We start from the raw sequence: 13,787 nt of genomic DNA on the forward strand, positions 1-13,787 counted from the left end.
TTGTAAAAGTGCGAGGACTTAAAAAATGACCGAAACGGTCAAACTCATTACCCCCATAGACGGCTCGATCTATGCCGAGCGGCCCGTGGCAACGGACCAGGCGATCAATGCCGCTGTCGAGCGCGCCAAGGCGGCGCAGGAGAAATGGGCCGAGACGCCGATCGTCGAGCGCGGCAAGTATATGCTGGCGATGCTCGAAGCGCTGGTGGCGATGACCGATGAGATCGTGCCCGAGATCGCCTGGCAGATGGGGCGTCCGGTGCGCTATGGCGGCGAGTTCGGCGGCGTCAAGGAACGCACCAATTACATGGTCGAGATCGCCGAGGCGGCGCTGAAATCCGTGCCGGCATCCAACCCGAAGGATGGCTTTCGGCGCTATGTGAAGAAGGATCCGCTCGGTGTGGTCATGGTGATCGCGCCGTGGAACTATCCCTATCTGACCGCCGTCAACACGATCGTGCCGGCGCTGATGGCCGGCAACGCCGTCATCCTCAAGCATGCGGCGCAGACGCTGCTGGTCGGCGAGCGCTTCAGCCAAGCCTTCGACAAGGCCGGCCTGCCCAAGGGCGTGTTCCAGAACATCGTGCTCAACCATGTCCAGACCGAGAAGCTGCTCGGCTCGGGCAAGATCGACCATGTCAATTTCACCGGTTCGGTCGGCGGCGGCCGCGCCATTGAAAAGGCGGCGGCGGGCACCTTCATGACGCTCGGCCTTGAGCTTGGCGGCAAGGATCCGGCCTATGTGCTGCCCGACGCCAAGCTGGATCACGCTGTCGCCAACCTGGTCGACGGCGCCTTCTACAATTCCGGCCAGTGCTGCTGCGGCATCGAGCGCGTCTATGTGCACGAGAAGGTCTATGACGAGTTCGTCGAGGGCTTCATCGCCGAGACCAAGAACTATGTCGTCGGCAATCCGCTGGAGCAGGCCACCACGATGGGGCCGATGGCGCAGGCGCGCTTTGCCGACCTGATCCGCGAGCAGAAGGCCGAGGCACTGCGCAAGGGCGCCAAGGCGCACATCAACATGAAGGTGGCTAACGACAAGGCAGGCTCGCCCTATCTGGCGCCGGAGGTGCTGACGCAAGTCGACCACCAGATGAGCGTCATGCGCGAGGAGAGCTTTGGCCCGATCGTCGGTATCATGAAGGTGCGCAATGACGAGGAAGCGATCGCGCTGATGAACGACAGCCCCTATGGGCTGACGGCCTCGATCTGGACCAGGGATACCGAGCATGCGGTGGCGATCGGCAACCGGGTCGAGACCGGCACTGTGTTCATGAACCGCTGCGACTATCTCGATCCGGCCCTGGTCTGGACCGGTGTCAAGGACACCGGCAAGGGTGCGGCACTGTCAGCCATCGGCTACGACAATCTGACCCGGCCGAAATCCTTCCACCTGCGCGAAGCCATCTGATTTTTCGAAAGACAAGCAATGTCCAAGCTGATCTCCAAATGGAACTACCCCACCACCGTCCGCTTCGGCGCCGGGCGCATCAAGGAATTGCCGGAGGTGTTGGCGGCCACCGGCATCAAGCGGCCGCTCTTCGTCACCGATCCCGGCCTGGCGAAACTGCCGGTCGTCGCCTCGACGCTGAAGATTCTCGACGATGCCAAGGTGCCCTACGGCGTGTTCTCGGAGGTGAGGCCGAACCCGGTCGAGTCCAACCTCACCGCCGGCATTGCCGTGTTCAAAAAGGGCAAGCATGACGGCGTCATCGCCTTCGGCGGCGGTTCGGCGCTCGATCTCGGCAAGCTGATCGCCTTCCAGGCTGGCCAGACGCGGCCGGTATGGGATTTCGAGGATGTCGGCGACTGGTGGACGCGCGCCAACTCCGACACCATCGCTCCGATCATAGCGGTTCCGACCACGGCTGGCACCGGATCGGAAGTCGGCCGCGCCGGCGTCATCACCAATGAGGAGACGCACACCAAGAAGGTCATCTTCCATCCGAAGCTGCTGCCTGCGATCGTGATCGCCGATCCGGAGCTGTCGGTTGGGATGCCTGGCTTCATCACCGCCGGCACCGGCATGGATGCGCTTGCCCACTGCCTCGAAGCCTATTGTGCGCCGGGCTACCATCCGATGGCCGACGGCATCGCGGTGGAAGGCATTCGCCTGGTGTTCGAGAACCTGCCGAAGGCCTTCGCCAACGGCAAGGACCTCGTCGCGCGCGCCCATATGATGAGTGCGGCCGCCATGGGCGCCACCGCCTTCCAGAAGGGGCTGGGCGCCATCCACTCGCTGTCGCATCCGGTCGGCGCGCTCTACGATACCCATCACGGCATGACCAATGCCGTGTTCATACCCTATGTGCTGGCCTTCAATCGCGACTCGATCGAGGAGCGTATTGCCCGGCTCGCCGCCTATTGCGGCATCAAGGGAGGCTTCGATGGCTTTGCCAAGGCCATCATCAAGCTGCGCAAGGAGTTGAAGGTGCCGCACGCGCTGCCGGGCCTGATCAAGGGCCTCGACATGGACAAGAAGCGCAAGGCGCTGATCGCGGACATGGCGGTGGTCGATCCGACGGCCGGCGGCAACCCGGTCAAGCTGACAAAGAAGGCGGCGCTGACGCTGCTGGAAAACGCCATCGCCGGCACGATCTGACGGCGTGTGACTGCCAGAAAATTGATCTGGAAAATCAGGGCAAACCAAGGGGGAAGGATGAAATGCAAGGCACAAGGTGATTAGCCGGAAAAATAAGTGACGGCTAATTGCTACAGTCGGTTAAAAAGAGTTAACTTTTTCTGCTGCCGGCCAAGGGTTTCACAAAGCTTTCATCTGGCTGTCACATGAAAACGATACCGCATCGCAGGCGTTCAACAGCGTCAGTTCAACGGAGAGAACACATGTTCAAATTCACGGGGAAGGTGCTTTCCCTTTCGGCCGCGACCCTCATGGTGTCGTCGGTGATTTCGTCCGCGGCTTCGCTGGACGATCTCGTCAAGGCCGCGAAGGCCGAGGGCCAGCTCACCACCATCGCGCTGCCGCACGACTGGTGCGGCTACGGCGACGTCATCGCCGGCTTCAAGGCGAAGTATCCGGAAATCACCATCAACGAGCTCAACCCCGATGCCGGCTCCGGCGACGAGGTCGAGGCAATCAAGGCCAACAAGGACAACAAGGGCCCGCAGGCACCCGACGTCATCGACGTTGGCCTGTCCTTCGGCCCGACCGCCAAGGCCGATGGCCTGCTGCTGCCTTACAAGGTGTCGACCTGGGACTCGATCCCGGATAGCGCCAAGGATGCAGATGGCGCCTGGTACGGTGACTATTACGGCGTTCTCTCGTTCATGGTGAACAAGGACCTGGTCAAGGAATCGCCCAAGGACTGGGCCGATCTCCTGAAGCCGGAATTCGCCAATTCGGTGGCGCTTGCCGGTGATCCGCGCGCTTCCAACCAGGCCATCCAGGCCGTCTACGCTGCTGGCCTTTCCGGTGGCGCGGCTGCTGGTGAAGCCGCCGGCACCGCTGGCCTCGACTTCTTCAAGAAGCTCAACGCCGCCGGCAATTTCGTTCCGGTCGTCGGCAAGCCGGCAACGCTCGCCCAGGGCCAGACCCCGATCCTGATCAACTGGGACTACAATGCGCTCGCCGGCCGCGATACGCTGAAGGGCAACCCGCCCGTCGACGTCATCGTGCCGAAGACCGGCGTGGTCGCCGGTGTCTACGTGCAGGCGATCAGCGCCTTTGCGCCGCATCCGAACGCAGCCAAGCTGTGGATGGAATACCTCTATTCCGACGAAGGCCAGATCGGCTGGCTGAAGGGCTATTGCCACCCGATCCGCTTCAACGATCTCGCCAAGAACGGCAAGATCCCCGCGGACGTGCTGGCCAAGCTGCCGCCGGCGGAATCCTATGCCTCGGCCGCGTTCCCGACGCTCGACGAGCAGGGCAAGGCCAAGGAAGCGATCAGCAAGAACTGGGACGCCGTTGTCGGCGCCAACGTCAAGTAAGACTTGAAATCCACCGGGCGGCCGCGAGGCCGCCCGGCTTTCCCTCGAAGACGGTAGCCGGCGCATGACCGATCTTACGCTTTCAAATCAGGCACTTGCCACCAAACCCGCGCCGCCGAACGAGGCGACCGCCTTCCGCCTGCCGACGCAATGGATCGGCGTGGCGCCGTTCTTCATCTTTGCCCTGATGTTCCTGATCCTGCCCACGCTTTATCTCGTGCTGGGCGCGTTTCAACGCGGTGACGGCTCGTTCACCCTGGACAACATCCTGCAGCTGGTCACCGACCCGTCGATCAGCGCCTCCTATTGGGTTTCGATCAAGATCAGTTTCTGGTCGGCCATCATCGGCGCCTTTGCCGGCCTCGCAATAGCCATCGCGATCGTGCGTGGCGGGCTGCCAAGCTGGACGCGCTCCGCGACACTGACTTTTTCGGGCGTCGCGTCGAATTTCGCGGGCTTGCCGCTGGCGTTCGCGTTTCTGGCAACGCTTGGCCGCGTCGGCATCGTCACCACGCTTTTGCGTGACGTCCTCAATATCAACATCTATGCGATGGGCTTCAATTTCCTCACCACATCGGGCCTGATCGCGGTCTATCTGTTCTTCCAGATCCCGCTGATGGTGGTCATCATCGTGCCGGCCATCGACGGATTGAAGAAGGAATGGGGCGAGGCGGCGGCCACGCTTGGCGCCACGCAGTCGCAGTATTGGCGCATGGTGGTCATCCCGGTGATATGGCCGAGTTTTCTCGGCACCGTCATCCTCTTGTTCGCCAATGCGTTCGGCGCCATCGCCACGGCTTACGCGTTTGCCGGCCCGGCGCTCAACATCGTTCCCATCAAGCTCTATTCGCAGATCAATGGTGACGTGCTGCACAATCCGCAGCTTGGCTACGCCATCGCCTTCGGCATGATCGTCATCACGGGCTTGGCCAACGTCTTCTACATCTGGTTCCGGACTCGCTCCGAAAGGTGGCTGAAATGAAGTCGGGTAAGTTCTGGGCCTGGGTCATCTTCGTTGTCGGCGCGGCTTATTTCTTCATACCGCTGATGGCGACGGTCGAGTTCTCGTTGCGCATGCGCCGCGGCGTTCATTCCTTCGACGCCTATCGGATCGTGCTCGGCGACGCGCGCTTCCAGTCGACCTTCCTGTATTCGGTGATCGCGGCCATCTTCACCATCATACTCGGCGTGCTGATCGTGGTGCCGGCTGCCTATTGGATAAGGCTGCGTCTGCCGCAGCTCAGGCCGATCGTCGAATTCATCACCTTGCTGCCGCTGGTCATTCCAGCCATCGTCATCGTTTTCGGCTATATCAGGATGTACGGTTCGAATTCGCCGCTGCCGTTCCTGGGAAGCAATATGGGTGCGAACGCCCTGCTGGTCATCGGTTATGCAACGCTGTCGCTGCCTTACATGTATCGTGCCGTCGACACCGGCCTTCGCACCATCGATGTGCGCACCTTGACGGAAGCGGCTCAGATCCTGGGTGCCGGCTGGGGCACGATCATTGGCCGTGTCATCCTGCCCAATGTCCTGATTGCCGTGCTGTCGGGCGCCTTCCTCACCTTTGCCATCGTCATTGGCGAGTTCACCATGGCGAGCCTGCTCAACCGCCCGGCCTTTGGTCCTTACCTGCAGAATATCGGCGCCAACCGTGCTTATGAGCCCGCGGCCCTTGCCATCATCGCTTTCGCCATTACCTGGGGCTGCATGTCGCTCATCCAGATCCTGTCCCGCTTCGCGCCGAAATCGGCGAACCGACCGAACTGACCTGAGAGAAAAAGCCATGGCCGAGCCATTTCTGTCCATCCAGCATGTGCGAAAGTCCTACGGTTCCAACACCGTGGTCCAGGATTTCAGCCTCGACGTCGAGCCGGGCGAATTCGTCTCGTTCCTCGGACCGTCCGGCTGCGGCAAGACGACGGTGCTGCGCATGGTCGCCGGCTTCGAGGAGCCGTCGGCCGGCAAGATCGTCGTTGCCGGCAAGGACATTACGCGGCTGAAGCCCAACCAGCGCAATGTCGGCATGGTGTTCCAGGCCTACGCGCTGTTCCCGAACCTGACCGTGGCACAGAACATCGCTTTCGGACTGAAGGTCGCCGGCATGTCGAAGGCAGATGCCGACAAGCGCGTCGCCGAGATGCTCGACATGATCAAGCTGCCGCAGATGGCCGACCGCTATCCCTACCAGCTCTCAGGCGGCCAGCAGCAGCGCATCGCGCTGGCGCGCGCGATCGCGCCGAAACCGAAGCTGCTGCTGCTCGACGAGCCGCTGTCGGCGCTGGACGCCAAGGTGCGCGTGTCGCTGCGCGAGGAAATACGCTCCATCCAGAAGAAGCTCGGCATCACCACCATCTTCGTCACCCATGACCAGGAAGAGGCGCTGTCGATCTCCGACCGCATCGCCGTCATGTATGGCGGCAAGGCCGAGCAGGTCGCCACCCCATTCGAGATCTACAACCGGCCGGCAACCAAGTTCGTGGCGAATTTCGTCGGCACGCTGAACGTGCTCGAGGGCAAGGTCACCGATGCCGCGTCCGGCAAGGTGCAGGTCAACACGCAGGAAGTCTCTCTCAAGGGCAAGCTCAACGGCTCGAAGTCGGGCGACACGCTGTCGCTGGCGCTGCGGCCGGAAGCGATCTCGCTCGGCCGCCAGCCCGGTCGAGACTCCAGCTTGACCGGAGAGATTTCCGAAGTGCACTTCCTCGGCTCGGTGATCCGCGTTCGCGTCGGCATCGGCGGCAACACGGTGTCGCTCGACACCTTTAACAACTCCGCCACCCCGCCGCCCGCTGTCGGCGAGAAGGCCGAGATTTCGTTCTCGTCGGGGGATATGCTGGTCCTTCATTGAAATGCCGTTGAGCGCTGACCTCAAGCCGGCGCGATGAACGGCTGCGATATCTCCTGAAAGACGGCCAAGGCTTCCATACGCTTGGCGTGTGCGCCGAGGGCCGGGAAATCGGCCAGCGACACCAGGCCTGGATGCGCCTCGCCGATAAAACGCAGCACCGCGGCGACCGCGATATCGGCATGACCGATATGGTCGCCGAACCAATACGCTGTCGGACGTTCGGCCCGTTCGGCCTCCAGCACGGCGAGCACCGCCTCTATCTGCATGCGGCAGCGCCCGACCCAGACATGGGAAATCTTCTCGTGCAGCCGCTTCTCGTAGAACAGGCTGACCGCCTTGTCGCCGAGCCCGGTGGCCAGGGCTGAGACCTTCAGCGCCTGATGACGCATGGGCTCGCTCACCGGAAACATCCTGCGATCGGCCGGAACAAGGCTGTCGAGATAGTCGAGCATCAAATGGCTTTCGATCAGCACCTCGCCATTGTCCAGCACCAGGGTCGGCACCCGCGTCAGCGGATTGTAGGGACGGATCTTCTCGGCATCGCCGAAGGCCGACCACGGACGGTGTTCGAAGGAGATGCCATACAGGGTCAGCGCGATGCCGACACGGCGCACGAAAGGCGAGTCATATTGGCCGATGAGGATCATACCGGTCTTTTAAGCGGGAGGTGGTTTGACGCCTACTGCCAGAGGGCTTGAGTTTGATGGCCAATCCACCGCATCCTGCAGGCATATCCGCGCCGGCAATCCCGTCTCACGGAAGCACCGCTCATGGCTCTTTTCGAACTGACGCTTGTCCTGCTTTTGACTGCCGTCGCGCTGACAGCGCTGTCGCGGCGGCTGGAGATACCCTATCCGTCGCTGCTGGCCTTGGCCGGGGTTGCGATCGCCTTCGTGCCCGGTGCGCCGATGATCGAGATCGATCCGGAGCTGGCGCTTGCGCTGTTCATCGCGCCGGTGCTTCTCGATGCCGCCTATGACACCTCGCTGCGCGACCTGAAGCGCTACAGGCTGTCGCTGGTGCTGCTGGCACTTGGCGCCGTTGTCTTCACCACTGTCGTCGTTGCCTTCGTGGGCTGGAAGATGGCCGGCCTGCCAATAGCGGCGGCGATCGCGCTCGGCGCCATCGTCGCGCCGCCGGACGCGGTGGCGGCATCCGCCGTACTGGGGCAATTCAAGGTGCCGCACCGCATCACCGCCATCCTGCAGGGCGAGAGCCTGCTTAACGATGCCACGGCCCTCCTGATCTACCGGCTGGCCGTTTCGGCGGCGCTCGGCTCGATCATGCTGAGCAATGCCATTCCGACGATCTTGCTGTCGACCATCGGCAGTCTGGTCGCGGGGTATGTGCTTGGTCGCTTCTCGCTGCTGACGCTCACCCGCATCGAGGATGCGGCGAGTAGCACCGTGGTGCAGTTTGCCGGAACATTCGGCGTTTGGATCCTGGCCGACAGGCTCGGTCTTTCCGCCATCATCACCATCGTCGTCTACGCCATCACCATCGCGCGCCGGGCGCCGCGCCGCATGTCGGCGAGACGCCGCGTCAGCACCTATTCGGTCTGGGAGTCGGCGGTGTTCGTGCTCAACGTGCTGGCTTTCGTGCTGATGGGCCTGCAGGCGCGTTCGATCGTCGGCCGGCTCTCCGGCGAAGGGCAGGGCGAAGCCTTTCTCTTTGCCGCGACGGTGCTGGTTGTCGTCATCGTGGCACGCCTCGCCTGGGTTGCGAGTTACGTTGCCATCATCCGGTGGTTCGCCCGCTTCGGCGGCGAAGACCGGAGGCGGGACGCGCCGACGTTTCGCGGCGCGGTGCTTGTCGGCTGGTGCGGCATGCGCGGGCTTGTGACGCTGGTGGTGGCCATTGCCCTGCCGGCCGGCTTTCCCGGCCGCGATCCGATCGTGCTTGCCGCCTTCGCCGTGGTCCTGGGCACGCTGGTGTTGCAGGGGATGACGCTGAAGCCCTTGCTGCGGATACTCAACTTCGACCCGGACAGAACGGTCGACAATGAGGTGGCGCAAGCGCGCGTCGCCGTCATGCAGGCCGCACTCGACGTGTTGAGCCGCAAGACGTCAGCCGCGGCGGCTGTCGTGCGCGAGCAGTATGAGGCCCAGCGTGTTATCGCGGAAAACCCGGAGGACGCACAAGCGGCAACCGAATATGACCGGTTGCGCCTCTATGCCATCAATCGCCAGCGCGACACGCTGGAGGAGTTGCGCCGCAACGGCACGATCGGCGACGAGGCCTATCATCGGCTGGAGGAAGAGATCGACTGGGCGGAACTGGCGGCCTCACCGGCGGGCCGGTTCCAGCCGCTGACGACGGATTAGGCCTCAGAAAGGTTGTGACGCTTGATGCAATGGCTACCAGCAATTCTCTGTGGCGGGCGGCATAGCTCGCCTAAGTCAAGGTGCCGATGATGATCTATCAGACCGACTCGTGATGTTACCTCAATTTGGAGAATCCAGTTTGCGCCTGGGCCGCATACCGTGGCGTGCTCGTGCAGGCGCCTGCCGAACCGGGCTTTCTATCCGTATGGATGGCCACGATGTTGGCCGCGAACTCCCGCGAGCGCGCGTCGCGAGAGTTTGCCTTGGAGCGTGTCCGCGCCGCTCGATTCCCCCAGGCCGTCTCTAGGCTACGAGGCATGTATGTCTTTGTTGATCGTCGAAGCGCCGAACTAGCAAGTTCATGGGGCGGATCGTTTACCGCCGAAAATCTGACTGAGCTCAGTCTTGCAGAAGCAACCACATCGGGCATTCAGCACGATGCCAACTGGATTAGCTTCCCTGATGAACAGAACTGGATGGAGAGATATTGGTCCGGTAAGCCTCACCCTAGACACGAGCCGATCTGGGAGGTTCTGGTTGAGGGCAGACTCCTTCTTTTGGGAACAAATCTCCGCAACAGAGCTTTCGACGTTGTAAGTGCCGGGTTTCCTGAGGCGATGGTGCTGTTAGAGACAGCCCGACTTGCAGCATGGATCGGCTCTAACCTGGGAAACGTAGCGGCATACCTCGAAGCAACCCCTCAGGAAGTGTCTCTTCAGTATCTTATAGACATGCGAGACTCTGGTAATCCGAAGTTTCAGAAAGAAATAGTCAAGCTAAGGGATAGTGGTCATCCGATAAATTGGAAAGCAATTCAGCCACTTATTGCTCGCGGAGCCTTCGTGACACCTGATTTTGGCCCGTATGGTTTTGTCCGGCCATCAGTAGAAATGGCTTATCTCGCTGATTATCGGTGACACAAATCCCCTATTCGGTGCCAGACTCTTAGGTGACAAGACATTCCCGGATGTGTTGAGGCTGCCTGTTCCCAACCGTGCAATTGGCTTCAATTTCGTTGTGAGTATCGAGCTTAACTACCTCAGTCTGGCCAGTTACGGGAGCCATGTCTGACCGAAGTTACGGAAAAGGATTCCACGCACCGTTTTTCGGCGCGTGGGGGACAACGACCTGCAAAGGTATCGGTGCATGATCTCGCACAGCAGGCGCAGGGGAGGCTTCTGGCACAAGCCGCTTCCATTCTCCTGCACATTGCAACCAATCCACCGAACCGCTACTGCCATCACCGAAAGTGAGCCGGATAAGCAATGAAGCTGGTCAGCTACAACATCCAGTACGGGTTCGGCGGCGACGGGCGCTACGATCTTTCGCGCGCGGCGCGGGTCGTCGACGGTGCCGACATCATTGCGCTTCAGGAGGTCGAACGCCACTGGCAGCGCAGCAATTTCGACGACCAGCCGGAACTGCTGTCGCGCCTGCTGCCCGGCTATCACTGGGTCTACGGGCCGGCCTTCGACATGGATGCCAGCGAGCGGCGCGATGGCCGCCTGATCAACCGGCGCCGGCAGTTCGGCACCATGGTGCTGTCAAGGCTGCCGATCGTCTGGTCTCGGCTGCATGCGCTGCCGATGCGCCGGACGCTGCGGCCGCTCAACACCCGCAACGCGGCACTCGAATGCATGATCCGCACGCCCGCCGGCCCGGTGCGGGTGTTTTCCCTGCATCTCGCCCATATCGCCGCGGAAGAGCGGCTTGAACAGATCGACTATCTGCTGGCCGAGCATCGCCGCGCGCTATCTGACGGCGGGCCGTGGAGCGGCACTGATGACGAACCTTCGCGCAACTGGACCAGCGGCGAGGCCGAGCCGGAAAATCCGCTGGCGGCGATCTGGATGGGCGATTTCAACATGGAGCCGGGCAGCGCCGAATACCGCCGCATCGTCGGCAGCACGCCCTATCATCGCGGTGCCGCCTATCTCGACGGCTTCGTCGATGCGGCTTCCGTTGCCAGCGAACCGGCGGCGGATTTCCACACGCATGAGAAGATCATTGACGGCAGACTGGCAAAGCGCCGGCTCGACCACTGTTTCGTCGGCGGGGTGTTCGCCGGACGGGTGCGCTCGGTGGGATCCGACATAGGCGAGGTGGCGTCCGACCACTTCCCGGTCCGGATCGATATCGATCTCGAGACGCCCTTCGGCTTGGGAGGTCGATAGACCTGAAATGACGCTTTTCGTCTTCTTCGCGGTGCTTGCCGCCGCTGCCATGCACGCGATCTGGAACGCGCTGGTCAAGGTCCATCTCGACCGCTTCCTGTCGATCACGCTGATGACGCTCGGCATGGGTGCCGCCGCACTCGTGGTGCTTCCCTTCGTCGAAGTGCCGAAGGCCGAGGTGTGGCCCTACATCATCGCCTCGGTCATCTTCCACATGGGCTACCGTACATTCCTGATCGGCGCCTACCAGGCCGGCGATTTCGCCCAGACCTATCCTCTGGCGCGCGGCACGGCACCTTTGCTGGCCGCGATTGGAGGCATGTTCGTCGTCGCCGAAGTGCCCGCGCCGCTCGCCATTGTCGGAATCCTGCTTTTGTCGGCCGGCACGCTGGTGATGTCGTTTCGCGGCGGCGCGCATCTGGAGAAGCTCAATCTGCGTGCGGTCGGTTTTGCCTTCGGCACCTCGGTCTTCATCGCCAGCTACACTCTGTCCGACGGCAGCGGCGCGCGGCTGGCGGCAACGGCGCAGAGCTATGCCGCCTGGCTATTCATCTGCGATGCTTTTGGCGCGCTGGTGCTGTGCCTGATTTTTCGTGGGCCCAAGGCGCTTCCGGTTCTGGCGCGCGACTGGAAGACCGGGCTGTTCACCGGCGTGCTCAGCGGTGCGGCCTACTGGATCGTGATGTGGGCGATGACCAAGGCGCCGATCGCCTCGGTGGCGTCGCTGCGCGAGACCTCGATCCTGTTCGCCATGATGATCTCGGTCTACGCGCTCGGGGAGAAGATGACGGGTTGGCGCGGCGCGGCCGCGCTCAGCATTGTTGCGGGTGTCATTGCGCTGCGGCTGGGCTAGCCGCCTCTAACTCAGCACCGTCATCACCTGGCCGCGCCGTTCCGGGCTGAAGCGGATGACGACGATGATGCAGACGGCGACCACGCCGGCGAAAAGCGCCAGCGCGTAGCCGTAGCTGCCGCCGGGCGCCTCGGCTATGCTTGCCTGATAAGGACCACCATAGGACGCCGCGAGATTGCCCGCCTGGTAGATGAAGCCGGGCAACGTCGCGCGGACCGCACCCGGCGACAGTTCGTTGAGATGCACAGGGATGACGCCCCAGGCACCCTGGACCGCGACTTGCATGACGAAGGCGCCGATGGCGAGCATGAAGGGCGTCGTGCTGTAGGCCCAGAGCGGGATCGACGGCAGGGCGATCAGGCAGGCAAGCGTGATGGCGTTGACGCGGCCGATCTTCTCGGACAGCGCGCCGAACGCCAGGCCGCCGACAATGGCGCCGAGATTGGCGACGATGGTAATCCAGCTCACCGTGTGCGGGTCGAAGCCGTGCTGCTTCTTCAGGAAGGTCGGGTAGAGATCCTGCGTGCCATGGCTGAAGAAGTTGAAGAACATCATCAGGACGACGGCATAGAGCGCGACGCCCCAGTGCTTCTGCAGCGTTTCCAGCAGCCCCGGCTTCACCGATTTCTGCGCCTCGACGAAGGCGGGCGATTCCGGCACATGCGAGCGGATGAAGAGCACGATCAGCGCCGGCACGAAGGAGAGCAGGAACATGGCGCGCCAGCCGATCGTATAGCCGCCGATGGTCTGCTGATAAAGCAGGCCATAGACCACCGCCGCCAAGAGGTAACCTGCCGGATAGCCGCATTGCAGGATGCCCGAGACCATGCCGCGGGCACTCGGCGGGATGGATTCCATGGCAAGCGAACTGCCGAGCCCCCATTCGCCGCCCATGGCTATGCCGAACAGAGCGCGCAGCGCTAGGAAAATGCCGAGATTGGGCGAGAAGGCGGCGAGCGCGCCGATCACCGAATAGCTGACGATGTTGAGCATGAGCATGGGTTTGCGCCCATATTTATCGGCGAGCATGCCAAAGAAGAACGCGCCGATGAAGCGCGTCGCCAAGGTCAGGAACAGTGCCTTTGAGACTGCCGGGACATCTGTGTGGAATTCACTCGCAATATCGGTGAGCAGGAATGTCAGAAGGAAGAAATCAAAAGCGTCGAGCGTCCAGCCCAGAAATGAGGCCAGAACGGTTTTCTTCTGCTCACCAGTGAGATTCAAGGCATCCTCCTTTGGTCCCCCAAAGGAACGATATGTCGCCCTGCTCGCAAAAGAGAACAGCGATCAGCCGGCTTTCGAAGAGCCGCCGGTCACTTTTTCGTAAGATCGAGATCGAAGACCATCAATCCATCGGTGCCGCCTTCGAGTGCGGCGACCAGTCTTGCGCCGGCGCGCTGGTGCGCCTCATGCACGAGATAGGCGTCGCGCGCGGCGGCATCGCGGAAATCGATGGTGAAGCCGTGATTGAAGCCGCGCGCAAAAGGCTCCGGGCTGACATTGGCGCTGAAGTGGACGGTGTCCATGCCGTCGATCACCTGTCGCAGCGCTTCCAGGTCGGCATGGATCGCCGCGCGCTCGCTGTCGGGGACATCATCGCGAAACCTGACGAAGACACAGTGCCTGATCAT

At 62.2% G+C, this 13,787-nt stretch carries 13 protein-coding genes; 10 read left to right on the forward strand and 3 right to left on the reverse strand.

The window, feature by feature from the left end; all coding sequences use genetic code 11:
* Positions 1-25 precede the first annotated feature (25 nt).
* The 6 genes from AC07UC_RS10695 (at position 26) to AC07UC_RS10720 (ending at position 6,805) form a co-directional block, all read left to right on the forward strand.
* The gene (locus AC07UC_RS10695; protein ID WP_494905583.1) at positions 26-1,414 is read left to right on the forward strand and encodes an aldehyde dehydrogenase family protein; all 1,389 of its coding nucleotides are present in this window, start codon (positions 26-28) and stop codon (positions 1,412-1,414) included.
* A gap of 18 nt (positions 1,415-1,432) precedes the next feature.
* The gene (locus AC07UC_RS10700) at positions 1,433-2,605 is read left to right on the forward strand and encodes an iron-containing alcohol dehydrogenase (RefSeq protein WP_494905585.1); all 1,173 of its coding nucleotides are present in this window, start codon (positions 1,433-1,435) and stop codon (positions 2,603-2,605) included.
* 242 nt (positions 2,606-2,847) lie between these two features.
* A complete protein-coding gene (locus tag AC07UC_RS10705) occupies positions 2,848-3,954 on the forward strand; it encodes an ABC transporter substrate-binding protein (protein ID WP_140771915.1) in 1,107 nt (368 codons plus the stop codon).
* Between the two features lie 64 nt (positions 3,955-4,018).
* Positions 4,019-4,936 (forward strand): ABC transporter permease, encoded by a 918-nt coding sequence (locus AC07UC_RS10710; RefSeq protein ID WP_140771913.1) that lies wholly within the window; start codon positions 4,019-4,021, stop codon positions 4,934-4,936.
* A complete protein-coding gene (locus AC07UC_RS10715; RefSeq protein ID WP_140771912.1) occupies positions 4,933-5,724 on the forward strand; it encodes an ABC transporter permease in 792 nt (263 codons plus the stop codon). Before AC07UC_RS10710 ends, AC07UC_RS10715 begins: the two co-directional genes overlap by 4 nt.
* Positions 5,725-5,740: 16 nt before the next feature.
* Positions 5,741-6,805, forward strand: coding sequence for an ABC transporter ATP-binding protein (locus tag AC07UC_RS10720; protein ID WP_140771910.1), 1,065 nt, complete (start codon positions 5,741-5,743; stop codon positions 6,803-6,805).
* A gap of 20 nt (positions 6,806-6,825) precedes the next feature.
* Here AC07UC_RS10720 and AC07UC_RS10725 read toward each other — a convergent pair whose 3' ends face one another.
* Positions 6,826-7,452 carry a glutathione S-transferase family protein gene (locus tag AC07UC_RS10725; protein ID WP_494905586.1) on the reverse strand — a complete coding sequence of 209 codons (627 nt, stop codon included), beginning with the start codon at positions 7,450-7,452 and terminating at the stop codon, positions 6,826-6,828.
* Positions 7,453-7,575: 123 nt separating this feature from the next.
* Here AC07UC_RS10725 and AC07UC_RS10730 point away from each other — a divergent pair, with 123 nt between their 5' ends.
* The 4 genes from AC07UC_RS10730 to AC07UC_RS10745 all read left to right on the forward strand — a co-directional run bounded on the left by AC07UC_RS10730 (position 7,576) and on the right by AC07UC_RS10745 (position 12,156).
* Entirely contained in the window at positions 7,576-9,129 is a 1,554-nt protein-coding gene (locus AC07UC_RS10730) for a cation:proton antiporter (RefSeq protein WP_494905587.1), read from the forward strand.
* Positions 9,130-9,347: 218 nt separating this feature from the next.
* On the forward strand, positions 9,348-10,046 hold the full coding sequence (locus AC07UC_RS10735; protein WP_494905589.1) for a DUF2441 domain-containing protein: 699 nt from the start codon (positions 9,348-9,350) through the stop codon (positions 10,044-10,046).
* A gap of 348 nt (positions 10,047-10,394) precedes the next feature.
* Positions 10,395-11,303 carry an endonuclease/exonuclease/phosphatase family protein gene (locus AC07UC_RS10740; RefSeq protein WP_202325960.1) on the forward strand — a complete coding sequence of 303 codons (909 nt, stop codon included), beginning with the start codon at positions 10,395-10,397 and terminating at the stop codon, positions 11,301-11,303.
* Between the two features lie 7 nt (positions 11,304-11,310).
* The gene (locus AC07UC_RS10745; protein WP_202325961.1) at positions 11,311-12,156 is read left to right on the forward strand and encodes an EamA family transporter; all 846 of its coding nucleotides are present in this window, start codon (positions 11,311-11,313) and stop codon (positions 12,154-12,156) included.
* 6 nt (positions 12,157-12,162) lie between these two features.
* Here the strand turns inward: AC07UC_RS10745 and AC07UC_RS10750 are convergent, their stop codons facing one another.
* Positions 12,163-13,380 (reverse strand): MFS transporter, encoded by a 1,218-nt coding sequence (locus AC07UC_RS10750; RefSeq protein WP_140771901.1) that lies wholly within the window; start codon positions 13,378-13,380, stop codon positions 12,163-12,165.
* Between the two features lie 89 nt (positions 13,381-13,469).
* The gene (locus tag AC07UC_RS10755) at positions 13,470-13,787 is read right to left on the reverse strand and encodes a Dabb family protein (RefSeq protein ID WP_172348672.1); all 318 of its coding nucleotides are present in this window, start codon (positions 13,785-13,787) and stop codon (positions 13,470-13,472) included.

This window comes from Mesorhizobium sp. GW821-FHT04C10 (assembly GCF_059420305.1).